The organism is Sebaldella sp. S0638 (assembly GCF_024158605.1).
Taxonomy (GTDB): Bacteria; Fusobacteriota; Fusobacteriia; order Fusobacteriales; family Leptotrichiaceae; genus Sebaldella.
This window is the reverse complement of record NZ_JAMZGM010000009.1, coordinates 40,964-66,585: the sequence shown is the minus strand read 5'-3', so window position 1 is coordinate 66,585 and position 25,622 is coordinate 40,964. Positions and strand designations below refer to the sequence as shown.

Annotated in this window: 26 protein-coding genes and 1 tRNA gene; 24 read left to right on the top strand and 3 right to left on the bottom strand. The window is 33.2% G+C overall.

Annotated elements, in window-relative coordinates; genetic code table 11:
* The first annotated feature begins 25 nt into the window (after positions 1–25).
* Complete coding sequence (locus NK213_RS04490) at positions 26–967, top strand: sugar-binding transcriptional regulator (protein WP_253347149.1); 942 nt, start codon at positions 26–28, stop codon at positions 965–967.
* Positions 968–1,066: 99 nt separating this feature from the next.
* Complete coding sequence (locus NK213_RS04485) at positions 1,067–2,044, top strand: Gfo/Idh/MocA family protein (protein ID WP_253347148.1); 978 nt, start codon at positions 1,067–1,069, stop codon at positions 2,042–2,044.
* Between the two features lie 165 nt (positions 2,045–2,209).
* On the opposite strand, the gene NK213_RS04480 is transcribed toward NK213_RS04485, so the two are convergent.
* Positions 2,210–2,515 (bottom strand): hypothetical protein, encoded by a 306-nt coding sequence (locus NK213_RS04480; RefSeq protein WP_253347147.1) that lies wholly within the window; start codon positions 2,513–2,515, stop codon positions 2,210–2,212.
* Between the two features lie 228 nt (positions 2,516–2,743).
* Between NK213_RS04480 and NK213_RS04475 the strand changes: the two genes are divergently transcribed.
* The 11 genes from NK213_RS04475 (at position 2,744) to NK213_RS04425 (ending at position 14,483) form a co-directional block, all read left to right on the top strand.
* The gene (locus NK213_RS04475; RefSeq protein ID WP_253347146.1) at positions 2,744–3,385 is read left to right on the top strand and encodes a DedA family protein; all 642 of its coding nucleotides are present in this window, start codon (positions 2,744–2,746) and stop codon (positions 3,383–3,385) included.
* A 64-nt stretch (positions 3,386–3,449) separates the two neighbouring features.
* On the top strand, positions 3,450–3,941 hold the full coding sequence (locus tag NK213_RS04470; protein WP_253347138.1) for a DUF2127 domain-containing protein: 492 nt from the start codon (positions 3,450–3,452) through the stop codon (positions 3,939–3,941).
* A 264-nt stretch (positions 3,942–4,205) separates the two neighbouring features.
* Positions 4,206–4,568: a PTS glucitol/sorbitol transporter subunit IIA gene (locus NK213_RS04465; RefSeq protein ID WP_253347136.1), complete on the top strand. Its 363-nt coding sequence runs from the start codon at positions 4,206–4,208 to the stop codon at positions 4,566–4,568.
* Between the two features lie 117 nt (positions 4,569–4,685).
* Positions 4,686–4,850: a hypothetical protein gene (locus NK213_RS04460; protein ID WP_253347134.1), complete on the top strand. Its 165-nt coding sequence runs from the start codon at positions 4,686–4,688 to the stop codon at positions 4,848–4,850.
* A 300-nt stretch (positions 4,851–5,150) separates the two neighbouring features.
* On the top strand, positions 5,151–6,170 hold the full coding sequence (gene pheS / locus NK213_RS04455; protein WP_253347132.1) for a phenylalanine--tRNA ligase subunit alpha: 1,020 nt from the start codon (positions 5,151–5,153) through the stop codon (positions 6,168–6,170).
* Positions 6,167–8,617 (top strand): phenylalanine--tRNA ligase subunit beta, encoded by a 2,451-nt coding sequence (pheT, locus tag NK213_RS04450; RefSeq protein WP_371926368.1) that lies wholly within the window; start codon positions 6,167–6,169, stop codon positions 8,615–8,617. Before pheS ends, pheT begins: the two co-directional genes overlap by 4 nt.
* Positions 8,618–8,927: 310 nt before the next feature.
* The gene (locus NK213_RS04445; protein ID WP_253347128.1) at positions 8,928–10,337 is read left to right on the top strand and encodes a glycoside hydrolase family 1 protein; all 1,410 of its coding nucleotides are present in this window, start codon (positions 8,928–8,930) and stop codon (positions 10,335–10,337) included.
* 220 nt (positions 10,338–10,557) lie between these two features.
* The gene (locus NK213_RS04440; protein ID WP_253347126.1) at positions 10,558–10,827 is read left to right on the top strand and encodes an HPr family phosphocarrier protein; all 270 of its coding nucleotides are present in this window, start codon (positions 10,558–10,560) and stop codon (positions 10,825–10,827) included.
* Positions 10,817–11,692 (top strand): 4-hydroxy-3-methylbut-2-enyl diphosphate reductase, encoded by an 876-nt coding sequence (ispH, locus tag NK213_RS04435; RefSeq protein WP_253347124.1) that lies wholly within the window; start codon positions 10,817–10,819, stop codon positions 11,690–11,692. Before NK213_RS04440 ends, ispH begins: the two co-directional genes overlap by 11 nt.
* Positions 11,693–12,067: 375 nt before the next feature.
* Positions 12,068–14,116, top strand: a complete 2,049-nt coding sequence (locus NK213_RS04430) for a S1 RNA-binding domain-containing protein (protein ID WP_253347122.1) — start codon at positions 12,068–12,070, stop codon at positions 14,114–14,116.
* A gap of 1 nt (position 14,117) precedes the next feature.
* A complete protein-coding gene (locus NK213_RS04425) occupies positions 14,118–14,483 on the top strand; it encodes a hypothetical protein (RefSeq protein ID WP_253347120.1) in 366 nt (121 codons plus the stop codon).
* 127 nt (positions 14,484–14,610) lie between these two features.
* Here NK213_RS04425 and NK213_RS04420 read toward each other — a convergent pair whose 3' ends face one another.
* The gene (locus tag NK213_RS04420) at positions 14,611–15,237 is read right to left on the bottom strand and encodes a hypothetical protein (protein WP_253347118.1); all 627 of its coding nucleotides are present in this window, start codon (positions 15,235–15,237) and stop codon (positions 14,611–14,613) included.
* 20 nt (positions 15,238–15,257) lie between these two features.
* Positions 15,258–15,833: a toxin-antitoxin system YwqK family antitoxin gene (locus tag NK213_RS04415; RefSeq protein WP_253347116.1), complete on the bottom strand. Its 576-nt coding sequence runs from the start codon at positions 15,831–15,833 to the stop codon at positions 15,258–15,260.
* A 281-nt stretch (positions 15,834–16,114) separates the two neighbouring features.
* Between NK213_RS04415 and NK213_RS04410 the strand changes: the two genes are divergently transcribed.
* The 11 genes from NK213_RS04410 (at position 16,115) to NK213_RS04360 (ending at position 25,529) form a co-directional block, all read left to right on the top strand.
* Positions 16,115–16,879: a DUF4240 domain-containing protein gene (locus tag NK213_RS04410; RefSeq protein WP_253347114.1), complete on the top strand. Its 765-nt coding sequence runs from the start codon at positions 16,115–16,117 to the stop codon at positions 16,877–16,879.
* Positions 16,880–17,051: 172 nt separating this feature from the next.
* On the top strand, positions 17,052–18,572 hold the full coding sequence (locus NK213_RS04405; RefSeq protein WP_253347112.1) for an ankyrin repeat domain-containing protein: 1,521 nt from the start codon (positions 17,052–17,054) through the stop codon (positions 18,570–18,572).
* Positions 18,573–18,760: 188 nt separating this feature from the next.
* Positions 18,761–19,573: an undecaprenyl-diphosphate phosphatase gene (locus NK213_RS04400; RefSeq protein WP_253347110.1), complete on the top strand. Its 813-nt coding sequence runs from the start codon at positions 18,761–18,763 to the stop codon at positions 19,571–19,573.
* Positions 19,574–19,611: 38 nt separating this feature from the next.
* A complete protein-coding gene (locus NK213_RS04395; RefSeq protein ID WP_253347108.1) occupies positions 19,612–20,112 on the top strand; it encodes a hypothetical protein in 501 nt (166 codons plus the stop codon).
* Positions 20,113–20,114: 2 nt separating this feature from the next.
* Entirely contained in the window at positions 20,115–21,521 is a 1,407-nt protein-coding gene (locus NK213_RS04390) for a coproporphyrinogen III oxidase (RefSeq protein WP_253347106.1), read from the top strand.
* On the top strand, positions 21,511–21,762 hold the full coding sequence (locus tag NK213_RS04385; protein ID WP_253347104.1) for a hypothetical protein: 252 nt from the start codon (positions 21,511–21,513) through the stop codon (positions 21,760–21,762). Before NK213_RS04390 ends, NK213_RS04385 begins: the two co-directional genes overlap by 11 nt.
* Before the next feature lie 27 nt (positions 21,763–21,789).
* Positions 21,790–22,986, top strand: a complete 1,197-nt coding sequence (locus NK213_RS04380; RefSeq protein ID WP_253347102.1) for a DUF819 domain-containing protein — start codon at positions 21,790–21,792, stop codon at positions 22,984–22,986.
* Positions 22,987–23,027: 41 nt separating this feature from the next.
* Positions 23,028–23,540 carry a DUF421 domain-containing protein gene (locus NK213_RS04375; RefSeq protein WP_253347100.1) on the top strand — a complete coding sequence of 171 codons (513 nt, stop codon included), beginning with the start codon at positions 23,028–23,030 and terminating at the stop codon, positions 23,538–23,540.
* 44 nt (positions 23,541–23,584) lie between these two features.
* Positions 23,585–24,124 (top strand): helix-hairpin-helix domain-containing protein, encoded by a 540-nt coding sequence (locus tag NK213_RS04370; RefSeq protein WP_253347098.1) that lies wholly within the window; start codon positions 23,585–23,587, stop codon positions 24,122–24,124.
* 245 nt (positions 24,125–24,369) lie between these two features.
* Positions 24,370–24,455, top strand: a tRNA-Leu gene (locus NK213_RS04365).
* 174 nt (positions 24,456–24,629) lie between these two features.
* Positions 24,630–25,529, top strand: a complete 900-nt coding sequence (locus NK213_RS04360; protein WP_253347096.1) for a PstS family phosphate ABC transporter substrate-binding protein — start codon at positions 24,630–24,632, stop codon at positions 25,527–25,529.
* Positions 25,530–25,622 lie beyond the last annotated feature (93 nt).

The following is a 25,622-nucleotide window of genomic DNA, read 5'->3' as shown; positions in this document are numbered from 1 at the left end:
ACAGAGTGTACCGGAAAGGATTTTTATGGTTGAAAATAAGCTGTTATCGACGATTTGTAAGATGTATTATTATGACGAGCTTACACAAAACCAGATTGCAGATATTCTGAAAATAGAAAGAACAAAAATCAGCAGGCTTATAAAAAAAGCCAAGAAAATGGGGATTGTAAAGATAGTTATAAGTGAAACCTATTTGGAACAGCTGGAAATAGAAACAAAATTAAAAAAGAAATACGGACTGAAAGAGGTACAGCTGGTTTCAATGGATGAAAATACACTTGTAAGCATAGCGGAAACAGCCCATACATATATACAGAGAGTGGCGCGGGAGAAGGAGACTGTGGGTATAACCTGGGGGAAAACAATTCACGAGTTTTCCGTGTATAAACCTCTTGAGGTAAGCTGTAAGATCGATTTTATACCGCTTCTCGGCGGTTATGGTAATTTGAGGGACTATATGCCTATAAATTCAATGATTTATACACTTTCCAGTGCGTATAACGGGGAACCTTATTTTCTGGAATCACCTCTGGTAGTGGATAATCCTGAAATGAAAAATCAGATAGTGAATTCCAGATATTTTCAGAATATAATAAAAAAATGGGCAGAGCTGCGGATTGCCGTGGTAGGAATAGGATCGCTGGAAAAGTCTTCGAATGTTTTCTGGGAGCTGGGACTACCCGAGCTGCGCGGCGTGGGAAGTATACAGAAAGAGATAAAAAAACAGAAAGCAGTGGGTGAAATCTGTTCCAGAATTTATAATATTAACGGGGAAGTCATAAAAACCAAGCTGGATGACAGAATAATAGGAATAGAGCTTCCTGAATTAAGGAAAGTGGAGTATTCTGTGGGAATTGCTTCGGGAAAAGAAAAAACAGAAGCAATATACGGAGCTTTGAACGGGAAGTTTATAAATGTGCTGATTACCGATATCGAGACAGGGAAAGAACTGCTTGAAAAAGAGTAAGAAACAGAGTATATAATAATAAATGTTTCAATTAAGCTGCAATAATTATAAAGAAACAGAAAGATTATTACCGGATATATAATACAAGGAGGCTGTATCATGAAAGAATACCAATGGGCAACATTAGGCTGCGGAGTAATAGCGGAGCAATTCGCTGAAGCGATGGGAAAACAGGGAAGAAAGATTTATTCAGTGGCTAACAGAACATATGAAAAAGGAGCCGCTTTCGCAGAGAAACACGGCATAGCAAAAGTTTACAATGACATCAATGAGGTATTTACAGATGAGAAGGTTGATATTATCTATATTTCGACACCTCATAATACACATATTCCTTATATGCTGGAAGCATTAAAAAACGGGAAACATGTTTTATGCGAAAAATCTATTACTTTAAATTCAAAGGAATTAATGGAAGCAGTGGAATTGGCAAAAAAGAAAAACCTGATATTAGCAGAAGCAATGACTATATATCATATGCCTCTTTACAGAAAATTAAAAGAAATTATAAACAGCGGAAATCTGGGTTATCTGCAGTTAGTACAGATGAATTTCGGAAGTTATAAAGAATATGATATGACAAACAGATTCTTTAGCCGTAATCTCGCTGGAGGTGCATTATTAGATATAGGAGTGTATGCGATATCTTTTGTGAGATGGTTTATGTCAGAAGCACCGTCAGAAATAATGTCACAGGTAAAATATGCGCCGACAGGAGTAGATGAACAGGCTGCTATATTATTAATGAACTCAAAAAATGAAATGTCAACGATCTCACTGACACTTCACGGAAAACAGCCTAAGCGTGGAACAGTAGTATTTGAAAAAGGATATATAGAGATTTATGAATATCCAAGATCAACAAAAGCAGTAATTACTTATACAGAAAATAATAAACAGGAAACAGTAGAAGCAGGGAAGACAGAAGATGCCTTGTTATATGAGGTTTTGGATATGGAAAAAACTGTTTCGGGAGATTCAGACGAGATGTATCTTGATTACACAATTGATGTTATGGATATCATGACCAAAATACGTGAAGACTGGAATATGAAATATCCTGAGGAAGAAGTTTAATCACAGCAGTAAGAGAATGTATATTATAAAATAAAGATAAAAAGCACCTGCAGAAATAAAGCGCTGTATCATAATCCCGCCTGTAAAGCAGTTACGGTTTATTTTACAGGCAGCAGCTGACTTCAGCTGCTGCATAAGATAACAGTTATTTATTTCTGCAAATACCTATTTGTAATCTCTTTCAACAGAAAAATAATTCACATTACAGCTGTTTAAATTAATGAAAGAATAGAATTTTTGGGCTAACTCACCAGCATTACCGGAATCTGATTCAAATTTTTTTACATCTTCCATTGTTTCAAAAGTTATGAAATCCGCCCAAGTATCGCCATCAACAAGCTGTTTCCATGAGATATACCCCTTTTGCTTTGAGATATACTCATTATTCAGCTTTTCTGCTGCGAGTAAAAAATCAGGTGCAGAGGCATCTTTTTTTAGTTTAAAAGAACAATAAAATACTGCATTGGACATATAATTGTCTCCTTTCAAAATTCATTTATAGCATATCATACTGCGAGTAATGTGACAATAGAGTGTCATATTATAAAATATAAAACGTAAACATTGTAATTTTCTGGTAAAATGAGTATAATTATCATGAAATTTTATTATTCAGTGTTTTTTCATATTTATAAAATAGAAAAAACAGGATAAGAGTGTACTATTATAGAAAATACAATAAAAAAACAGGGAGAAAAAATGAGTTACTTTATGGAAATGATTAATTTTATAATTCACATTGACAGCTATTTGAAGAGTTTTGTACTTCATTATGGATTTTTTACATATTTTATTCTTTTTTTTGTTATTTTCTGCGAAACAGGAATAGTTATCTTTCCGTTTCTTCCGGGAGATTCCCTGTTATTTGCCGCAGGATCGCTTGCTGCGATTGGTTCCCTGAATATATTTATCCTTATCCTTGTTTTATGTATCAGTGCAGTGTCGGGAGATACAGTTAATTATCATATAGGCAAGAATTTTGGTGACACAATTATAAAGAAAAAAATTATTAAACAGGCATATCTTGATGAAACATACAGTTTCTTTGAAAAGCACGGCGGGAAAACAATAGCTTATGCGAGATTCGTTCCTATTGTGCGGACAGTGGCGCCGTTTGTAGCAGGAATAGGAAAAATGAATTACAGGTATTTTCTAAAATTTAATCTGATCAGCGGAATAGTATGGGCGGTTTTCTTTTTACTTGCCGGTTTCTTTTTCGGAAATATTCCTTTTGTGGAAAAAAACTTTTCTGTTGTTATACTGGGAATAATTTTAGTTTCAGTGATGCCGCCGGTTATTTCTTCTTTATATAAGAAATTAAAAAAGCAGGAAGCAAAATAGCAGGAATTTTTTACAAACAGGTATATTAGAGCTTTGATATTTAATAAAAAAATAGAGGTATATTATGAAAAATAAACTCAGCCCAAAGATAATTCATATTGGTTTTGATATTGGTTTACTTATGAAAACCGTATTTGCTTCTCTTGAAGTAATAAGCGGAACGGCATTGATTTTTCTTAATCCTGAAAAAATGAGCAGATTGATAAGAATAATATCTAAGAAAGAATTATCAGAAGACCCGAAAGATATTATAATGAATTATCTAATTGCGTTCAGCCGTGTATTTTCAATAAATATGCAGTATTTTACAATGCTTTATCTGCTTTCACACGGGATAATAAAGTTATCTGTTATATTTCTTCTGTGGAAAAAGAAGCTGTGGGCATATCCGTTGTCTATTCTGGTATTTTCCGGATTTATAGGATATCAGCTATACCGCTATACGAAAAGCCGTTCGATAATACTTTTTCTTTTGACAATTCTGGATATAATGATGATTATATTAACTATACTTGAATATAAGAGGATAAAAAATGAAAACATTGAAAAAGAATGAAATTTTCGATATTGATGTTTACTAAACAGATTCCAATTATTTGTATTTAAAAAATCCCTTCAAAAAATATATGTGAAATAAGCATTGACAAAATAGGAAAATCAGAGTATATATTAATATAGATAAAAAGTGTTAGTCTAGCACAAAAGTGCAAAAATATATTTTTTTAGTTTGAAATGATAAAATGTGGAGACTTAACACAAAAGATGAGATGTAAAATAAATAAAGCAAATAAATTTCACGTGAAACAGAGGAGGGAACAAAATGGTTAAATATGAAACAGTTGTAAAAAAGGTGGGGGAAATGGTAGAAGAAGGAATGGAAGAGAATCTGATAATTCTTTTTAATGACGATGCACCAGAGATGTACCATGAATACTGTCTTCTTCATACAATAAATGAATTAAGGGAAGAAATAAAAAAAGATGATTTATTCTGTATGGACAGTGAAGAGTATAAAATAACAGCAGTAGGGTCAGGAGCGAATAAAACTCTTAGTGAACTGGGGCATGCCACTATAAAGTTCGATGGAAGTATTGAAGCCGAAAATCCCGGAACAATCCATGTAGAAGCCAAGAATATATTATTAAACGGAGAAAATACAATATTAAAGTTTATAAAATCATAAATCATAAAATAGAAAAGCAGATAAATCTCTGATCAAATAAAAAGTAAGGATAAATCTAAGTTTTGATTAAAAAGTTCAGCATATAATAAAGAGAAAATTTAAAACGGAAGTGAGACTATGAAAAAACACGCTAATTTTATTTTTTTCTTCACAATAGTTTTCTTTTTAGGTATTTTTGCTACATTTTTGGAAAAAGAGGAAACACATAAAAATGATTCCTCAATAGTAAAAGAAATAAAAGAACTTGAAGTAAAAGAAGCTGATGGAAATGAAGTATTATAAAGTATATGTAATATTTATTCAAAAACAGACCTAACCTTTTGTTTATCAGATTTTGGCTAAAAAAATTTCAGAATTGGATTATTTAATATGAGAAAATGATATTCTTATGAAAAACGTATTTGAATTCTAAAATTTAATTTAGTCAGTCAGCTAAGGTATGTCTGTTTTTTATTATTTTGAAATAAAGTGTAAATACGGAAAAGCTCTGTAAGATTTAGGGAAATCTAATTTTATAAGCTTTTTTTTGTTTATGTTTTGTGTTATAATGATTTTAAAAGTTATATTTTTTCAGGAGGACAGATGAGAGAAAAATTAGAAAAGCTAAAAGAGCAGGTAACAGAAAAACTGGATCAGATAAATAGTTTGGAAAATTTAGATGAGCTAAGAATAGCTATACTTGGAAAAAAAGGGGAACTAACATCCATTATGAAGGAAATGGGTAATACGGCCGCTGAAAAAAGAGCAGAATTCGGAAAAGCAGCCAATGAAGTCAAGGAAAAAATAATGGAAAACTTTGACATAAAGCTAGCAGCATTAAAAGCGAGAATAAAAGAAGAGAAGATGAAAACAGAAGTACTTGATATTACTCTGCCTGGAAAAAAACAGAATGTAGGGACACTTCATCCAATTACACAGACAATGGGACTATTAAGGGCTATTTTTCTGGAAATGGGATTTGATGTAATGGACGGACCGGAAATAGAGCAGACTTATTATAATTTTGATGCTTTGAATTTCCCTAAAGACCATCCTTCAAGAGATTTACAGGATTCTTTTTATATAGAAGACGATTTGCTTTTAAGAACACATACATCGCCAATGCAGATAAGATACATGCTCGAAAGAAAGCCGCCGTTCAGAATGGTTTCACTGGGAAAAGTGTACAGATCGGATTATGATATTACTCACACACCGATGTTTCATCAGATGGAAGGACTTATGATCGGAGAAAATGTTTCATTTGCCAATTTTAAGGCACTTCTTACAAGTGTGGTAAAGAGACTTTTCGGTGAAGAGAGAGCAGTAAGATTCAGACCTCACTTTTTTCCGTTTACTGAACCGTCAGCTGAAATGGACGTAGAATGCGGAGTATGTCACGGAAAAGGATGCAGATCATGTAAAAATACCGGATGGCTGGAAATTCTCGGAAGCGGAATGGTAGACCCTAATGTTTTAAAAGAAGTGGGAATAGACCCTAAAAAATATCAGGGATTCGCATTTGGAATGGGAATGGAAAGAGTAGCAATGTTAAAATTAGGTATAGATGATATTAGAGCATATTATGAAAATGATGTGAGATTTTTAGATCAATTTAAATAAAATATAAAAAGAAAAAAGCTAATTTACATACCCTAGAAGGAGGAGAAATGCTGATCTCGTTAAACTGGTTAAAGCAATATATAGACCTGGAAGGAATATCAATAGAAGAATTAGAAAATACACTTACTATGATAGGACAGGAAGTAGAAAAAATAGACATACAGGGTGAGAACCTTGGAAATATAGTAACTGCACAGATAGTAGAAAAGGGAATGCATCCTGATTCAGACCATCTTACTTTGTGTAAAGTGGATGACGGAAATGAAATTTTTCAGATAGTGTGCGGTGCATCTAATCATAAGCAGGGAGACAAGGTGGTGCTTGCACGTATTGGTGCCGTACTTGGCGGTGACTTTAAGATAAAAAAGTCAAAGATAAGAGGAATAGAGTCTTTCGGAATGCTTTGTTCGGAAAAAGAACTGGGACTTAGTGATAATCATGAAGGAATAATAGTTCTTCCCGAAGATACTAAAATAGGAATGGAAATAAAAGACTATTTCGGTCTTGATGATACAATATTTGAGCTGGAAATCACTCCGAACAGACCTGACTGTCTGTCACATATAGGGATAGCAAGAGAATTATCTGTATACTATAATAAGGAATTAAAGCTGCCTGAAGTAAAGATGCATGAAAAACATTTTGAAAAATCAGAAAACTTTATACATATAGAAATAGCTGACGAAACTATCTCAAAAAGATATACTTCAAAAATAGTAAAAGGAGTAACAGTAAAAGCAAGTCCCGAATGGCTGCAAAAACGTCTTAATTCTATAGGAATCAGAAGCATAAACAACATAGTAGATGTTACTAACTTTGTTCTTATGGAAATGGGACATCCTATACATGCTTTCGACCTTAATAAAATAGAGGGTAAGAAAATAATAGTCAGAAGAGCAGCAGAAGGTGAGAAAGTAATTACACTTGATGAAAAAGAAAGAGAACTGGATTCTGACGATATAGTAATAGCAGATGATAAGAAAGCTGTTGCCCTTGGAGGGGTAATGGGAGGATATAATTCTGAGATAGATGCTGATACAAAAGATGTATTAATAGAAGTAGCTCATTTTAATCCTTACAATATTAGAAAAACATCTAAAAAGCTGACTTTGTCAAGTGATGCTTCGTATAGATTCGAGCGTGGAATAGATATTGAAGATGCTGTAAAAGTAATAGACAGAGTGGCGGAATTAATACAGGAAACAGCTGGCGGAGAGATTCTTCACGGAGTTTCGGAAGCTTATCCTGTAAAATATGAAGAAACAATAATAGAGTTTAATCTTAAGAGATTCCACAGATTCGTAGGGAAAGAAATAGAGAAAGAAAGAATAATAGAGATTTTTGAAAATCTTGAAATTACTGTTGATGATAAAGGTGATATTTTACTTCTTACACCTCCGAGTTTCAGGGGTGATCTTGAGAGAGAACAGGATTTTTATGAAGAAATAATAAGAATTTACGGATTTGATAATATAGAATCTGTTATGCCTGAACTGGATATAAATCCTAATCGTATAGATACACTGAAGGAAATAGACCTGTTAAGAAGTGTTGCAGTCGCTGTGGGAACAGGACTGAGAGAAGTAATAAACTACAGTTTTATTCCTCGTGATGCACTGGAGAAGATAAGATATACTGAAGTAAGCAAAGATGATATATTAGAGGTAAGAAAGCCGATAACAGAAGACTTCGTTCTTATGAGACCTACTTTGTTATACAGCCTTATAAAAAATGCTAAAGATAATATAAATAGAAACATAACAGATATCAGATTTTTTGAAATGTCAAAAACATTCAGAAAAATTGAGGGAAAAATAGAAGAAGAACAGAGATTCGGTATTATACTCGGCGGAGAGCCTGAAAAGTATATCTGGAATGTAAAACCTCAGCCTTATGATTATTACGACCTGAAAGGGATAGTAGATGAAGTTTTTTCAAAAATCAGATTTGAAAAATATACTCTTGTAAGATCTACAAAGGAAAGCTATCATCCGGGAAGAGCAGCTGATATTTATGTTGGCAGAGACTATATAGGAACTTTTGGAGAATTGCATCCAGATGTAATGGAAAACTTTGATCTGAAAAAAAGACTTCTTGCAGCAGAGTTTAGCCTGGAAACATTAGTAAAATACACAGATAAAAACGTATTCTTTAAAGGAATAAACAAATTCCCGGCTGTTCCGAGAGACCTTGCACTTGTAATGGAAGAAAACATTCTTGTGGGAGATGTCATCAAAACTATATCAAAACTGTCTCCTGTTATTGAAAAAGTAGAATTATTTGATGTATATCAGGGAGCAGGAGTAGAAGCAGGAAAGAAAAGTATAGCAATAAGTATTGTTTTAAGAGAGAAAAATAAAACACTGGAAGAAAATGAGATAAATTCAGTAATAACAAAAATACTGGAAAAAGTGAAAAAAGAATTTGGTGCAGAATTAAGACAATAAAAAAGAAGATGTTTTCACATGAAACAACATGTGAAAGCATCTTTTTATTAGAAAAAAACTGTTGAATCTGATTCAACAGTCTCAAGGGGGTATATGAAGAAAAATATTCTTTTATATCTTAAGTGTAGCTTATAAATCTTAGAAAAAACTTTTAATACTCTTAATTTTATTTGTGAAATATTTTTATTTTTTTTGTAAATAATAAAATTTTATAATATGGATAAATATCTGTCATATAAAGATTTTTTTTGTGTAATATGTAAAGTGTACATATGTAAGGCATAGATTTTAATTTTAGGAGGATATAGATATGAAAAAGCTTAAATTTCCGGAGAATTTTGATTGGGGAACAGCATCAAGCGGACCTCAGAGCGAGGGTTCAAAAGATAAGCCGCATGAATCTTTATGGGATTACTGGTATAAAAACGATAAAGAACGTTTTTTTCAAAAAGTAGGGCCGAAAGTAACATGTGACAGCTATAACAGATATAAAGAAGACATAAAAATAATGGCGGAATTAGGCTTAAAGTCATTCAGAACATCTATCCAGTGGACAAGGCTCATAAAGAATCTGGAAACTGGGGAACCTGATCCTAAAGCTGTGGAATTTTATAATGATTATATCAATGAGATGATAAAAAACGGGATAGAACCTGTAATGAACCTGTTTCATTTTGATACTCCCATTGAACTGGAGCAGAAATACGGCGGATTTAAGAGTAAAAAGGTTACAGAATTATATGTAAAGTTTGCTAAAACAGCTTTTGAGCTTTTTGGTGACAGGGTAAAGAGATGGATAACATTTAATGAACCTGTTGCACACACAAAAGGAGCATATTTATATGATTTTATATATCCCACAGAATTAAGTACAAAGTCTTTTGCACAGGCGAATTACAATATTCTTCTTGCACATGCAGGAGCCTGTGAAGTATACAGAAGTTTACAACTTGGCGGAGAAATAGGAATAGTGCTGGATTTGCTCCCGCCAATACCAAGAAGCACAAGAAGTGCTGATAAATATGCTGCAAAGGTGGCAGACCTGTTTTTCAATATGATATTTATGGATCCCTGTGTAAATGGACAATATGATGACGAATATCTGGAGATACTGGAAAAGCATGATTGTATGATTGATGTTCTGCCAGGAGAAAAGGAATTAATAAAAGACAACATAGTGGACTTTATAGGAATAAATTATTATCAGCCGCAGCGTGTAAGAGCACCGAAGTATACTCCTAATATGAATGCACCATTTACACCAAACTGGTATTTTGAAGACTATGAAATGCCTAACAGACGTATGAATGTGCATAGAGGATGGGAAATATATCCTAAATCAATTTATGATATAGCAATGCGTGTAAAAAATGAATTTGGTAATATAAAATGGTTTATTTCAGAAAACGGCATGGGTGTACAGAATGAAGAACGTTTTTTAAATAAAGACGGTATGATAGAAGATGATTACAGAATAGAATTCATAAAAGAACATCTGGAATGGCTCCATAAAGCTATGGAAGAAGGATCAAACTGCCAGGGATACCATTTATGGACATTTGTAGATAACTGGTCGTGGACAAATGCCTATAAAAACAGATATGGGTATGTATCTCTTGATTTGAAAACAAGAAACCGTACAATAAAGAAGTCGGGATACTGGATAAAAAAAGTAATAGAAGATAATGGTTTTGAACCGCTTGAAGATGAATTTGAATAAAAAGTGTAAAATAAAAAACTGATGTGGATTTATTTCGAGCCCGTCAGTTTTTTACAAAAAAAAACCATGGGAAACATGTTGTGTTCAGAGTGAAAATATCGGCTTTTGTCTGAAATATTTGCAAAATCTGTGCCAAAACCAAAAATAAGCACTTCAAAAATTTATGATAATACGATATAATTAAGTTATTTAAAGATAAAAATTTTAGGAGATTCAAAAAATGAGGGAAATAAATGTGGAGATAAAAAATGAAGCAGGTCTTCATGCGAGGCCGTCATCTAAATTTGTAGAACTGGTAAGTGAGTATGATTCGGAAATAGTAGTAAAAACTAACGGTGAGGAAGTTAATGGAAGAAGTATAATGGGACTTATGCTTCTGGCAGCTGAAAAAGGAAGAGTACTAACAATAACTGCAGACGGCGACGATGAGGAGGAAGTTTTGGAAGCTCTTAGAATTTTAATCGAAGAGGAGAAATTTAATGAAACTTAACATAGAGATTATCAGGGCAGAGCACATGGGATTCTGCTTTGGAGTGCGGGAAGCAGTGGATGAAGTACACAGATATGTGGACATGAACAAGGGACAGATATATGTTCTGGGCATGCTTGTGCATAATGAGTTTGTAATAGAGAAATTACTGAAAAAAGGTGTTATTTTTGTAGCTGAGGAAGATGTGCTTAATGATAATACTCCTTTGAAAAGCGGAGACATTGTAATAATCAGAGCTCACGGAACTACACAGAATGTACAGAAAAAGCTTTTGGAAATTGGTGTAAAGCTGATTGATATGGCATGTATTTATGTGAAAAGTGCAAGAGATCAGGTGGTAATATGGGAACAGAGAGGATACAAAAGTGTATTTATCGGAGATAAGGATCATCCTGAAGTAAAAGGAATAACCAGTTACGGTATAGAACCTCTGATTTTTGGAAGTTTGGATGAACTGAAAAATGCAGAGCTGGATATAAATGAAAAATGGGTGTTTTTATTTCAGACTACTTATAACAGGTTCATATTTCAGGAGATAAATGAATATATAGTAAACAGATTTATTAATTATAAAGTGGTAAAGACTATCTGCGGAGCGACTCATCAGAGACAGTCGGCAATAGAGAAACTGGCACAAGAAGTGGATGCGGTTTTCATTATAGGCAGCGAGCAGAGTTCAAACACAAAGAAACTTTATCAGATATCGAAGAAACTTAATGAGAGAAGTTATCTTATTGAGAACGGGGAAGATATTAAAGAACATATGCTGGACGGGGTAAGTAGAATAGGAGTGTCGGCGGGAGCCTCGACTCCGGAGGAATTGATTGCTATAATAGAAGCGAAGGTCAGGGATATCGGGGGATAGGGCTTATTCCGGGGTATGAAATGAGGATAGAGATGCATCTTATGGAGGTTTCATATCTAAAATAAAGTTCGTACAGGAACGGAGACAGGAATTTTAGCATTGTGAGTATTACATTTAATAAAAGGTATCAAAATATTAGTGCTTTATGTTTGTTCTGGTTCTGAAATATGGTTCGCGCAGGAACGGAGACAGGGATTTTAGCATTGTAAGATATCATATTTAGCAAAAAGGTATCAAAACACTAGCACCTTATGGTTGTTACGGTTCTGAAATATAGTACACGCAGGAACAGGTACAAGTGTTTTGACATTGTTAGTATAATTTTAATTGAAATATAGTTAGACAAAACACTAGTTTTTAAAAGGAGTAAATAATATGAATGAATTCGAGACACTGTTAAACGAGTATTTACCAGAAGAAAAAAAGAAAGGTGAACTCATAGAAGGAATAATCCTTAGAAAAGAAAAAGATTATTCTTACCTTGACGTTAACGACAAACTTGAAGGGAAAATCTATTCCAACGAAATCGAAAACCTCAATATTGGTGATGTCGTAGAAGTGAAAATTATCAGAAATGACGGCGAAAATATCATCGTTTCTAAATTTTTGCTCGATAAAGAAAAAGAATTTGCTTCATATGAAACAGGGGATATCGTTCAAGGTGAAATTATTGAGAAAATAAAAGGCGGCTATAAAGTAAAATTAGGAAAAAATACCGGGTTCCTCCCATTCTCAATCTCTAATTTAAGACGTGATGATGAATATAAAAATAAAAAGTTTAAGTTTCTTATAATAGATAAAGATGCTAAAAATCTCACACTGTCAAGAAGTGACCTAGTGAAAAAAGAAGAGGAAGATTTTTATTCAACTGTTCAAAAAGGTGACGTTTTGGAAGGTAAAATAAAGGAAATTCTGGATTTCGGACTAATAGTCGATTTAGGGAAAACTACTGGATTTATACATATTTCAGAAGTAGACTGGTCATCAGTAAAAGATCTGAAACATATATTTAAAGCAGATGATAAAGTAAAAGCAAAAATAATAGAACTTGATAAAGAAAATAAAAAAATAAAAATGAGTATAAAGCAGATGAAAGAAGATCCGTGGAATATATTCATCGAAAAGTATAAGACCGGTGACGTTCTCGAAGCTGAAATAAGTGAAGTTATGCCTTTCGGAATTGTAGTAGAACATGAACATAACAGAGGGTTTATACATATTTCCGAAATAAGCTGGCATCCTATAGAAGAGCTGTCAAAGTGTTATTCAGAAGGACAGAAGATAACAGCAAGAATAATAGAAATAGATGAAAAAGGAAGAAATTATAAATTAAGCGTAAAACAGCTTGATGAAAATCCTTGGGACAAACTTGCCGAAAAGTATAAGGTAGGAGATGTAGTAGAAGGCGTAATAGAAAAAATACTTGATTTCGCAGTGCTTCCAAGTGTGGATGATGTACTTGGTTTCATACATATTTCAGAAATATCATGGGGAACGCATACAGGTGTCATAGAACAATTCAGACTGGGTGATACTGTAAAGGCTAAAATTATAGAACTGGATAAAGATGCCAAGATATTTAAGCTGAGTATAAAGCGTTTAAGCAGTGACCCATGGGAAACAGTGAAAGAAAATTATCAAAAAGGACAAATTCTTGAAAGAAAAATAAAAGAAATTTTGGATTTTGCTCTTTTAGTTGAAATAGAAGAAAATGTAGAAGGAATGGTTCATATTTCTGAGATTTCATACAGAAGGGTAAATAACCTGAAAGATAAATTCGCAGTAGGGGAAGAAATAAAGTTCAAAATCCTTGAGTTTAATGAAGAGAAAAGAAGAGTATCATTAAGTATGAAAGCTATTTTAGACGATGTATGGGCAAATATAAATGAAAAATATTCTTTGAATCAGGAAGTAAGCGGAAAAGTAATAAATATTCAGGAATATGGAATATTTGCAGAGCTGGAAGACGGTTTGGAAGTATTTATACACCGTAATGATTTTTCATGGGAAAGAGAAGAACATAAAGATTATAAACTTGGAGATATAATTAACTTTAAAATTCTGAAAATTGATGAAAAAGAAAAGAAAATCAGCGGCGGAATAAAGCAGCTTACATTATCGCCATGGAAAGAAATGGAAAATACATATAAAGTAGGGAATAAAGTAAAAGTTTCGGTGGAAAGTGAGATAGAAAACGGATATATAGTGAAACTTACAGACAGATTCAGCGCTTTGATTCCTAAAAAGGAACTTCCTGAAAACACAACGCTTGCAGTAGGAGATACAGTAGAGGCAATTATTATTGAAATGCATGAAAAAAGAAAATCTGTTATCCTTTCTGTAAAGAAAGTTTCTGAAATGGAAGAAGAAAAAGAATTAAAAGAACTTCTTGAAATTTACGGAGTGAAAAAAGAGGAAGAATAAAATGTCAGCATTATTTAGAATTTTTGAAAAGAAAAATGAAAAAATAAGAGAAATATATGATGAAGTTTATATTTCCGGGAATGTATATATGGCTGTTCTGGATTATGTGGATGAATGTGATATTATTTTTGATTTTTTACAGAATTTTCAGGGAAATACCGGTTCTTATGCTTTGGAAATTTTACCGGAACAGGCACAGCAGGCTTTGGAGGTATTAAATGATGAGAAGTTCGCGGCAGATGAATTATCTGATGAATGGGAATATGACCTTGAAGACATTCTATATGCAGTAAAAGTGATAAAAGGATATTTTGAAAAATTAATATCGCAGTCTGATATATCAACCTTGATATTCGAGATTTATTAGCAGGAAATAAAATAATAATTTTTGTTCTTTATGGGAGAAAAATATAAGGGAGCTGTATCTAATCCAATACAGCTCTCTGTGTGTTAATCTATTTGGAGTTTGTTATATATAATTTTAAAAAATTATTTTACTTAGTTACACCAAAGAAATCATTTACATCTGAAAAATCCCATTCATTCCATTTTTCATTATTATAGAAAAGAAAATGATCATAATTTGCATAACCCACAGATCCTGTAACTTTTTCTTTATCTGTGAAATCAAACAGATCTTCGTTGAAATATAATTTATGTTCTACATCATCATAGAATATAGCATTTTTTCTGGTTTTGCTATTAAATTGTTTTTTATTTGTAGAATTACTGACAATGATCTTTACCCCATTGTCGCTCCATTTTGAAGTAAAACTTTTGCTCAGGGAATTTAGTATATTTTCTTTTTCATTTGTGGGTAATTCTGATAATTTATTCAGTTCTTCTTCAAAAGTCTCATCTTTTGTAATCTTTTCCAGAAAATAGCTGTATAGTTTTTCTGCAGCATATACTTTTCCTGATACTTTATAACCAGTTAATTTATACATTCTTGCTTCAGTATCTCTTCCCTTTTTGGTAAACATATGCAGCGGGATTCCGTTTAAATTAAACCCCTGATCTGAGTTCACCGTAAGATATTTAGGTCCTGCAATATCAATGTAGATAGTAGAACTGTACGTTAACCCTCCTAATAATACCAATAATACCAAAATTTTCTTCATGGTTCTTTTCACCCTTTCATTTAATATTTTACAATATTTATTATTCTGTCTTTTTTAAACTCTGTTACACTTTTTAGCTTGCCGTCTTTATAATATTCTTTCCATGTTCCCTCTTTTTTATGATTTTTGAAATTACCTTCTTTTAATATCTGTCCGTTATCATAATATGAAGTAAATTCAATAATATTCTCATTGTACAGCTTTTTTTGATCCAAAATTCCGTTTATATCATATTTTGATGCTTTAAGTGAGTTATCCTCTAATATTTCACTTTCATAAAACAAAAGATTCTTTCTGTTATAACATTTTACATTTTGTGTGGAAATACCATCTTTGAACTCCACATCGATTTTTGATATTTTGGTCATGTTTATATTTTCTGTGTCGCATAAGCTGGAAAGATTATATCCCTCTTTTGAAGCTACACTTAATTCTTCGGGAAAATTTACTATGCTGATTTCTTTATCCAGCATTTTTCCATCTGACATGTAGATTCTCTGTCTGTTACTGCCCTTTTCAATCTTAATACTGAAAAAATCTATTTCTGTTGAAGCTGCCAAAGAAATAGAAATAATAAAATATACCAATAATTTCATCATTTACCGCCCTTTACTATTCTTAGATATTATTAATTATACATATATTTATATATGGTTGTCAATGACAATTATTGTTTTTGGTCAGTATTTTTGAATATTTCAGAAGTTCAATTACTGGGGCGCCAAGAGTTTCGGTGTGTTAAAGGTTGTTGATGCCTTCAACATAAAATTTTTATTAGTCTGTCTGATAGTCTTTACTAAATTGAAAATCACGTTATAATTAATTAAGAACAAAGAAACAGTTAGCAAAATAATTTTAAAGAAAAAGGAGGACAGTGATGACAAAAGAAACATACTGGAAATTAATGGATCTTTTCAGGGAAAAAAGTGAAAATGACTTAAATTTCTTTCATGTACTGGGGCATGAGACTGTATCAAAACTAAATCAAAAAGAAAGAATAGAATTTTATCTTTATACCGGAAAATATCTGGAAAGTATCAATGAATGCGTGTGGCTGGATATGGCCTGCAAAGCAATAAACGGATACGTCAGTGATGACACTTCTCTTTATTTTAATTTATGGTTGATAGCTCAGGGAAAAGAGGTGCTGCTTTCTGCTCTGAAAGACCCTGATTCGCTGTCGGAACTCGAGCATATACCTTTTATGGGACTGCCCGATCTGGATAAATATATTAATATGGAACTTTTTGACGGGGAAGATGAAGAATCTTTTTTTGATTCCGAAATGCTGGGAGAATTGTCAGCAGATATTCTTGAAGAACTGAGCAGAGAGACTTACGGCGAAGGTGCCCAGTTTGAAAGTCTTGCATCTATGGGGCTGCTTGAAGAAGATTATGATTTTATTTCATACAGCGGGGAATACTTTGACTCCGATATTCCTTCGCCAGATGAAGATGATGATGAAAAGGTAAAGCTATCAAAGGATCAGATAAAAGAGATAGAGAAAGATATTATATTTATGGATGACTCTAAATATGGTGATTATGATACTTTTGAGGATGCAATGGATGATCTCGAAAATATAATTCCAAAGCTCCTGAAAAGAAGAAAAGATCTGGGGTTGGAACTGGATTTATTTTGAAAATGGAAAAACTCAGGAAACACAATGAAAATATGGAAACATCATGAATAAAGAGATTGTAAAAACAGAGACGAAAATTTGTAAGATAAATTTCAGACTCTGTTTTTTTTATTTCTTTATATCTGATATAATAATGAGTAATAAAGAAAATATGAATAGGCGGGATTTATTGATGGATACTGAACAAATTTTTAAGATGATTATTGAATATGATAATGAACAGTTAGCTGAGGTACTGGACGATACTTTGGATTATACAGCACGTGACAGTAAAGGAGATACTTTTTTACACTGTGCAGCACGGGAAGAAAATCCTGAAGCATTTGAGCTGCTGCTTTCAAAGGGAAAATCGAAGATTGATGAAACGGACAGCAGCGGCAGTTCAGTTTTGAGTACAGCTTGTGCATGGGGTTCGCTGAGGATAGTAGAGCTGATTTTAGCTGATTATGCTTTTGCCTTTGATATAAATGAAGGAATGAAACAGGGGAAGAGGACTCCCTTTACTTTATTAGCCTATTCACGGAATAACGGAGCTGCACAGCAGATGGAAGAAAAGGAACATCTGCTGATGTTAATGACAGCACTTAATGCAAAAACTGATTCTGGAATGCTGAACGGAAGAATTGAAAAATGGCAGGAAGAACGTAAAAATGATATTCTTGAGATCAAAGCAGCGTATTATAATGCCGCTTTGGAATTTGTCGAAAGGATTCAGCCGCTTAACGCTGTAAACCGCTATGCTCTGCGTAAAGCATATTATCAGCTGGCAGAAACTGAATATTATCGCGGTGATCTGGAATCAGCAATGGATCATCTGAATTTTCTTTTCAGCATTGCTGATATGGAAGATGAAAAAGAATTATTTGCAGTGGAATATGAGGAATTACGTGTGCATGTGTATAAGGTTTACGCAGAACGTCATGAAGGCTGGATTCCTTATTATAAAGAAGTTTTACAGACTATAGTTGATAATAATATCCCTTTACAGGATCAGAGTATTTATGAGGATATTATTAATTATAATGTGAATGTAAGCGGTAAATATACTTTACCGCAGAATGAAGCAGCAGTACGGCAGGAAGATGAGAGTTTTCTTGATGCTTTTAACCGTTATAGAAAGATTATCGGTACAGATAAAGGATATGAACTGAAGGAGCCGGCAACAGGCGAAGAAATAACTGCGGCTGAAGCCAAATTAGGAATGAAATTGCCGGAGGCATTGAAGATGTTTTATATGAATACTGCCAACGGGCTTTTCGATGAGCTTTTGATATGGTGCAGCGGACTGAAGTTTTCTAATACTGATGAAATTACCGGTTTTTTTGAAAGTATCCAGGGGTGGTTTGGAGATGATGATTTTGATTTTGTGGAAGAGTCAGAAATAAGTCCGGAAACAGAAGAATTTGTAAATAATAATTATAAAGTATTTGCGACTTTTTATGAAAATGAAGACTCCCATTACAAATTTTTCTTCGGCAAGAATGGAAAGTATGGTATAAGCCCTTTTCAGCAGGATGGTTTATATTTTGATTCTGAAATATTAGAATCTGAGATGTCACTGCTCCGGTACGATGACTTTGATGAATTAATGTCGAAATTCTTTCAGCGTTTAATAAATATAGAATTGTGCAGGCAGAATCTGCTGGAGGATACTTACTGGAGATCGCTGGAATCAATGGAAAAAATACGTTGAAACAGCTTTGGAATATCAGAGAATAACAGTGTATAAGGCACTGTTTTTTTCTTATCCGCTAAAAAATTAAATAGAAATCATCTGTTTATTTTGTATTCAACACAAGGATACAAAATTAAATTAAAATTCTGTTTTTATAGTATAAAACATGGTATAATCATAAAATAAAAAAAGAAAGAGGAAATACAATGATTTTAGACATAATAAAAGTGTTCATTCTGAGTCTTGTGGAAGGTCTTACTGAGTTTATTCCTGTAAGCAGTACGGGACATATGATACTGGTAGACCATTTTATAAAATTATCTTCAAATAAGGAGTTTACTGACTCGTTTCTGATAATAATACAGCTTGGAGCGATATTATCAGTGCTTGTGTATTATTTTCCGAAGCTTTGGCCGTTTTCAAAGGATAAGGAAAAAAATAAAAATATATGGAATATGTGGATGAAAATTATAGTAGCGGTATTACCTGCTGTCGTTTTGGGACAATTATTCGACGATATTCTTGAGGAGAAATTTTTTAATCCTTTTACAGTATCTTTGGTGCTTATTATCTACGGGGTTATTCTTATAATTATAGAGAGCAGCAAGAAAGTAAAGGTAAAAACAAGAACTATCCAGGAGCTTAGCTTTAAAACAGCAATAGGAATCGGATTTTTTCAGTGTCTTGCCATGGTGCCGGGAACTTCGAGATCAGCAGCTACAATAATAGGAGGAGTTTTACTGGGGCTTGAGAGAGTGCTGGCAACAGAATTTTCATTTTTTCTTGCTATTCCTACTATGTTTGGAGCAAGTGCGTATAAGATCATGAAATCAGGGTTTAATCTTTCAGGATATGAAGTGTTCCTTATAGCTATTGGATTTGTTATGTCATTTATTATATCTTATATAGTAATAAAGGTTTTCCTTGATTATATAAAAAAGCATGATTTTAAGGTTTTTGGATATTATAGAATAATATTAGGGATAGTAATGCTTATCTTTATGTTTGTAACTAAGTAAGCTGGAAAATCAAACGATAGCAGAATGAGGGCGGGTAAATGTTTAAAATGCTGAAAAAATTTTGGAATTATTTATTTTCCAAAAGAAAAGAAGTAAAAGAACTGGATAAAAAAGATATTTTTCTTGCGAAATTTATGATAGATGCAGGGAGAAACAAAAGAGGTTCCGAGTTTTTTCTGATACCTCTGAATGATATAGATAAAATACATATAATAGACAGGGAAAATGCTGTATCTAAGCTTAATGAGAGAATTACAGTAATTGAGGAAAATAAAACCGAAATAAGGGAGAAGAAGAATATTGACAGGGAATTTCTCGGAAAGTATCTTCCGTCTATTTCGTGGATAAAAGTAATAAAGAGAAAAGATAACACATATATAGCCTTTGAGGGAAACGGAAGGCTGGAAGCTTTTAAAAAAGTTTTTGATAAAAATGATAATCTTAATATAGAAGTAGAAGTATACACATTCCGATCATATAAAAAAATGCTGAGAAGAGCTGAAAGGGTCAGAAAATATAACGGAATAACAGGTGAATAATAATGGTAAAGTCAAATATAAAAATGAATCCGGGAAAACTTACGGAATTCATAAGGATACTGGTGCCTGAAGCCGAAGAGGAAACAGTAAAGATAGAGGGTCTGGAAGATGAGGGGAAATGTACGGTAATTACTTCAAATAATAAAAAAACAGTAGAATTTTCATATGATAAAATCAGTGATGACTTTCATGACCAGCTGGATGTCATGGCTAGGATATCATTATTGAAGCTGTATGATAAAGATTATAAATGGGGGTCTCTCATAGGAGTGCGTCCTACTAAAATAGTACATAAATTCTTTGATTCAGGATTTAATCTTCATTATATAGAAAGCATACTGACGGACTTTTATCAGGTGAGCAGGGAAAAAGCGGAACTTCTTATAGAAATAGCCAAACGTGAGATAAAATACATGGAAAAGACAACAATAGGCATTTATATAGGAATAGCTTATTGCCCCAGCAGATGTTCATACTGCTCGTTTCCTTCATATTTGAAAGAGGGGAAGTATCTGGAAAGATTTGACGAGTACTATAACATGCTGTTACACGAGATCAGAGAGATAGGAAAACTGGTGAAAGAACTGAATCTTGAAGTAAATACCATATATATAGGCGGCGGTACGCCGTCAATACTCTCGAAAGAAGAAATGGAAAAAATGTTGAGAGTAATAAATCAAAATTATGATATAGACAGTTTAAAGGAATTTTCTTATGAACTAGGGAGAATAGACACTATAGATGAAGAAAAACTCGAAGTGCTGAAAAACTGGAATGTAAACAGAATAAGCATAAATCCTCAGACCTTTAATATGAAAACGCTGAAAGAGGTAAACAGATATCATGATCAGGAAAAATTTGATCTCATATTTGACAAAGCAAAAGAAATGGGCTTTACAGTAAATATGGATTTGATACTGGGGCTTCCCGGAGAAACTACAGATGATGTACTTTACACTTTACAAAAAGCGGAAACATATGATATGGATAATCTCACAATACATAATCTCGCAATTAAGAAAACAAGTGAGCTTAATAAGGGAAATTACTCACTTGTAAAGAATCTGAATTATAAAAAGATTTACAGTGATATATATAAAATAACCAGAAAAAAAGGGCTCTATCCTTACTATATGTATAGACAGAAAAACAGTTTCGAATGGGGTGAAAACATAGGTTATTCATTGCAGGATAAAGAGTCTGTGTATAATATAGAAACTATAGAAGAGAATAAGACAATTATCGGGATAGGTGCAGGAGCCATAACAAAGCTGATAACAGGTGATATAAAAAACAGAATGATAGAAAGGCTCGTAAATCCAAAAGATCCTTTAATGTGGATTGATGAACTGGGAGAAAGACTGGAAAAGAAAAAAGAAAGAATAAGGGAGGCAATTAATGGCAGATAATTGGTACCCCATAATAAAGGGAAATTGTACAAGATGTGAACACTGTATAGAAAAATGTCCTATACATAACATAGCATTGGTAAATAACCAAATTATTATAAATGATGGATTTGAATGTCCTGACGGGTGTGAAGAATGTAAAGAGGCCTGCACATATAATGCAGTCTCATATTATGACGGAACCGAAGAAAGTATAATGAATGCTTTTGGCGGAGAATGTCACTGTCATAATCATAAATAATAAAAACATAATAAAAGGAGAAGAAAAATGAATTCTTTAATTGGAGAGGGTAACTATTGGGTTTTGTGGACTATAATAATTGGATGGGCAGCAGTAAGTATTGTACTTGAACAAAAGTATAAGTGGGCTGCAAGAATAACAGGGGCGATTATAGCATTGCTGGGAGCTATGTTTCTGGCAAATTTTAAGATAATACCCACATCAAGTCCTGTGTATGATACGGTATGGGACTATGTGATTCCTGTGGCTATACCGCTTCTGCTGTTTAAGGCAGATATAAGAAAGATTTATAAAGAAAGCGGAAGAATGTTTGGTATGTTTAATATATCAGCAGTAGGAACAGTATTGGGTGCCTTTATAGCAACATTCGTATTCGGGGCATCTGTACCTCATCTTTATAAAATAGCAGGAATGATAACGGGAAGCTATATCGGGGGCGGAGTAAATTTCGTAGCAATGACAGCTGCTTTTAATGCACCTGAAAATATTACAAATGCCACAATTGTAGCAGATAATATGGTAATGGCGCTGTATTTCTTCATGGTAATGAATCTGGCATCATCAAAGTTTCTTATAAAGAAATTCGGGCTGGAAAGCGGAGAAAACAGCAGTGAAAATACAGGAGCGGCAGATTACTGGAAAGGGAAGGAAATTTCACTGAAAGATATAGCTGTATCCCTTGCGGTTGCCTTTTTTATAGCCTGTATCTCTAATATGGCAGCAGGATATTTTAAGACAATCATACCAAAAGACAATACAATTTTAGAAATAATAAACACTATTTTTGGAAATATGTATCTGATAATGACTACAATAACACTAATTCTTGCTACGGTATTTTCAAAATTTTTCAATAAAATAAACGGTTCAGACGAAATAGGAACTTTTTTGATTTATCTGTTTTTTGTGGTTTTGGGGATTCCAGCCTCAATAATGGAGATATTAAAACACGGAGCAATATTATTTCCGTTTTGTCTGCTTATAGTGATAGTGAATTTGCTGTTTTCGCTGTCTGTGGGGAAATTATTTAAGTTCAAGCTGGATGAAATACTTCTTTCCACTAATGCTGCAATCGGCGGACCGACTACAGCAGCAGCCATGGCAATAGCCAAGGGATGGAATACACTTATTATACCAGTTATGCTTTCCGGTATATGGGGATATATTCTTGGAAACTATATGGGAGTGATTGTAGGTAATATACTAAAATTTATAACAGGATAAGAATTCTTATCTGAAAAAATATACATAAAGGAGTGAAAAAAATGGCTTATGAGTATTTGAAAATAGCATTTAGCACAACTGTAGTATATTTTTTTATTATTCTCGCTTTGAGGCTTTTCGGGAAAAAGGAGCTGGCACAGCTGACAACAGTGGATTTAGTTTTTATCCTTCTGATCAGTAATGCCGTTCAAAATGCAATGGTGGGGCCGAATAGCACTTTAAGCGGAGGAATAGTAGCTGCAGGAACACTTTTTATATGGAATTATTTTCTGAAAATGCTTTTATATAAATCTCCGAAGCTGGATGATGCGATACAGGGGAAGCCTGTCCTCCTTATATACAAAGGCTATGTAAATGAGGAAAATTTGAGAAAAACAAGAATAACATTTGAGGAATTATATGAAGCAGTAAGAGAACACGGTGTAGAGGAAATAAAGGAAGTAGATCTGGCTATGCTTGAAAGAGACGGGAATATCAGCGTATTATCTGATTCATTTAGTAAAAAAACCGTAAAAAAGAGAAAGAGCCAGAGAGCAGTAAAACAAAACACATAATAAAAACTAATCAGTGATATTTTGAGGTTTATCAGGGGGTGGGTATGAAATTGAAAATAACAGTTTTTTTGATTGTCCTTGTTTTAGCAGGGAATATTCTGAAAATATTCGTAAGTGATAACATAAAAGCAAAAGTAGAGATAGATGAATCGGGATTATCTCTGAAACAAAAGGATGACAGTCAGGATTACAATAAAATAGACATAAATAAATCTGAGTACGAAGACTTTATCAGTGCAGGTTTCAGTAAGTCGCAGGCTGAAAAGATATCGGCTTATAAGGATTTTGCAGGAGATATTTTTTCAATTAATGAACTGTCGGGAGTAAAAGGTTTTGGTAAAGCAAGTATGGAAAAAGCAGAAAAAATATTATATGTTTCCTCCGAAGAAAAAGTGAGAAACAGGCATAATATTAATAAATTAAATGAGGAAAGCCTTAAGCTCACAGGTTTTACAAATAAGGAAATAAAGCAGATATTGTCTGTGATAAAAAACAAAAAAATCAGATCAAACATAGAATTGCTGGAATTAATAGGCTCGGAGAGATATAATGTACTTGAAGGACGAATAAAGTATTATGATTAACGCTTTTATAATAATTGAACATTATAGGTATTGATTCCGGATCAAAATTTTTATACTGTGACAATAAAGGAAAACATATATTTTTTATATGACAAAACACATAATACAGGGAAAACAACTTATATAACAGTAAAATAAGGTAATTGTAAAAGTTTTTACAATCCACAGATAAAATAAAAACATGAAAGATATTGTAAATACTGAATTGACAAATTTAAAATTATTTTATATACTATATAGGTATTGCCGAAGTGGTGAAATGGTAGACACATCAGACTCAAAATCTGACGAGCTTAGGCTCTTGCGGGTTCAAGTCCCGCCTTCGGTACCATTTGAAAATAAAATAATTACATAGAGAAAGCAGCTCTTAGTCTTAATGACAGGGCTGCTTTTTGGTATTAAGCAAATATAAAATTTTTTACATTTTTTTTACATTAGATTTATACTCTGTTTACATAAATAATGTAAAATTACCATAGAAAAAAAGTTGTCAGGAGGATATATAATGAAAAAAATGTTTGCTTTAATGTTAATTTCGCTGGGTCTTTTGGTTTCCTGCGGAGGAGGAAAAGACGGAGGAAGCTCATCAGGGTTGAGCGGTGAAGTAATAATAGATGGATCTTCTACAGTAGCGCCTATTACAGAGGCTGTAGCTGAGGAGTTCAGAGAAGTAGAACCTGATGTAAATGTTTCTGTAGGAATATCAGGAACTGGAGGCGGATTTAAGAAATTTACAGTAGGAGAACTGGATATCAGTAATGCATCAAGAGAGATGAAACCTGAAGAAAAAGCTCTGGCAGAAAAAAATAAAATCGAATTTACAGAGATTCAGGTAGGAAAAGACGGAATAACAATGGTTGTAAATAAAGAAAACACTTGGGCTCAGGATATAACAACAGATGAATTAAAAAAGATCTGGTCTGACGGAAGTACAGTAAAAACATGGAAAGACATAAGACCTGAATGGCCTGATACACCGATAAAATTATATGCTCCTGATGAAGATTCGGGAACTTATGACTACTTTATAGAAGCAATACTTGGAAACGGAAAAATAAGAAAAGACTACACACCAAGTTCTGACGATAATGTATTGGTACAAGGCGTGGAAGGTGACAAAGGATCGTTAGGGTTTTTCGGATTTGCATACTATGAGGAAAACGCAGATAAATTAACAGCTCTAAAAGTAAACGGTGTGGAACCTACTCCTGAAACAGTACAGAATGGTACATATAAACCATTATCAAGACCAATATTTATATTTATAAATAATAAGTCTTATGCAGAAAAACCACAGGTAAAAACTTTTGTGGAGTTTTATCTGGATAAAGTAGCAGATCTGGCAAGAGAAGTGGGATATATTCCATTAGATGATTACTCGGCAGAAAAAGCCAAATTAAAATAAAAAAGAAATAACAGCAGGAAGATCGCTGAAAAGCGGTTTTCCTTGTTTAGCTGTTAGGGGTAATTTTATATTTATTATAATGAAGGAGCCGGA

Excerpts from the sequence above, each read along its gene's own strand:
- NK213_RS04385 (WP_253347104.1), top strand. The coding sequence starts at position 21,511 with ATGGCAGATAATTGGTACCCCATAATAAAGGGAAATTGTACAAGATGT.
- NK213_RS04400 (WP_253347110.1), top strand. The coding sequence starts at position 18,761 with ATGATTTTAGACATAATAAAAGTGTTCATTCTGAGTCTTGTGGAAGGT.
- NK213_RS04380 (WP_253347102.1), top strand. The coding sequence starts at position 21,790 with ATGAATTCTTTAATTGGAGAGGGTAACTATTGGGTTTTGTGGACTATA.
- NK213_RS04465 (WP_253347136.1), top strand. The coding sequence starts at position 4,206 with ATGGTTAAATATGAAACAGTTGTAAAAAAGGTGGGGGAAATGGTAGAA.
- NK213_RS04480 (WP_253347147.1), bottom strand. The coding sequence starts at position 2,515 with ATGTCCAATGCAGTATTTTATTGTTCTTTTAAACTAAAAAAAGATGCC.
- NK213_RS04405 (WP_253347112.1), top strand. The coding sequence starts at position 17,052 with ATGGATACTGAACAAATTTTTAAGATGATTATTGAATATGATAATGAA.
- NK213_RS04490 (WP_253347149.1), top strand. The coding sequence starts at position 26 with ATGGTTGAAAATAAGCTGTTATCGACGATTTGTAAGATGTATTATTAT.
- NK213_RS04475 (WP_253347146.1), top strand. The coding sequence starts at position 2,744 with ATGAGTTACTTTATGGAAATGATTAATTTTATAATTCACATTGACAGC.
- NK213_RS04445 (WP_253347128.1), top strand. The coding sequence starts at position 8,928 with ATGAAAAAGCTTAAATTTCCGGAGAATTTTGATTGGGGAACAGCATCA.
- NK213_RS04430 (WP_253347122.1), top strand. The coding sequence starts at position 12,068 with ATGAATGAATTCGAGACACTGTTAAACGAGTATTTACCAGAAGAAAAA.
- ispH (WP_253347124.1), top strand. The coding sequence starts at position 10,817 with ATGAAACTTAACATAGAGATTATCAGGGCAGAGCACATGGGATTCTGC.
- NK213_RS04425 (WP_253347120.1), top strand. The coding sequence starts at position 14,118 with ATGTCAGCATTATTTAGAATTTTTGAAAAGAAAAATGAAAAAATAAGA.
- NK213_RS04420 (WP_253347118.1), bottom strand. The coding sequence starts at position 15,237 with ATGAAGAAAATTTTGGTATTATTGGTATTATTAGGAGGGTTAACGTAC.
- NK213_RS04375 (WP_253347100.1), top strand. The coding sequence starts at position 23,028 with ATGGCTTATGAGTATTTGAAAATAGCATTTAGCACAACTGTAGTATAT.
- NK213_RS04485 (WP_253347148.1), top strand. The coding sequence starts at position 1,067 with ATGAAAGAATACCAATGGGCAACATTAGGCTGCGGAGTAATAGCGGAG.
- NK213_RS04410 (WP_253347114.1), top strand. The coding sequence starts at position 16,115 with ATGACAAAAGAAACATACTGGAAATTAATGGATCTTTTCAGGGAAAAA.
- NK213_RS04395 (WP_253347108.1), top strand. The coding sequence starts at position 19,612 with ATGTTTAAAATGCTGAAAAAATTTTGGAATTATTTATTTTCCAAAAGA.
- NK213_RS04460 (WP_253347134.1), top strand. The coding sequence starts at position 4,686 with ATGAAAAAACACGCTAATTTTATTTTTTTCTTCACAATAGTTTTCTTT.
- pheS (WP_253347132.1), top strand. The coding sequence starts at position 5,151 with ATGAGAGAAAAATTAGAAAAGCTAAAAGAGCAGGTAACAGAAAAACTG.
- NK213_RS04470 (WP_253347138.1), top strand. The coding sequence starts at position 3,450 with ATGAAAAATAAACTCAGCCCAAAGATAATTCATATTGGTTTTGATATT.
- NK213_RS04440 (WP_253347126.1), top strand. The coding sequence starts at position 10,558 with ATGAGGGAAATAAATGTGGAGATAAAAAATGAAGCAGGTCTTCATGCG.
- NK213_RS04415 (WP_253347116.1), bottom strand. The coding sequence starts at position 15,833 with ATGAAATTATTGGTATATTTTATTATTTCTATTTCTTTGGCAGCTTCA.
- NK213_RS04360 (WP_253347096.1), top strand. The coding sequence starts at position 24,630 with ATGAAAAAAATGTTTGCTTTAATGTTAATTTCGCTGGGTCTTTTGGTT.
- NK213_RS04390 (WP_253347106.1), top strand. The coding sequence starts at position 20,115 with ATGGTAAAGTCAAATATAAAAATGAATCCGGGAAAACTTACGGAATTC.
- NK213_RS04370 (WP_253347098.1), top strand. The coding sequence starts at position 23,585 with ATGAAATTGAAAATAACAGTTTTTTTGATTGTCCTTGTTTTAGCAGGG.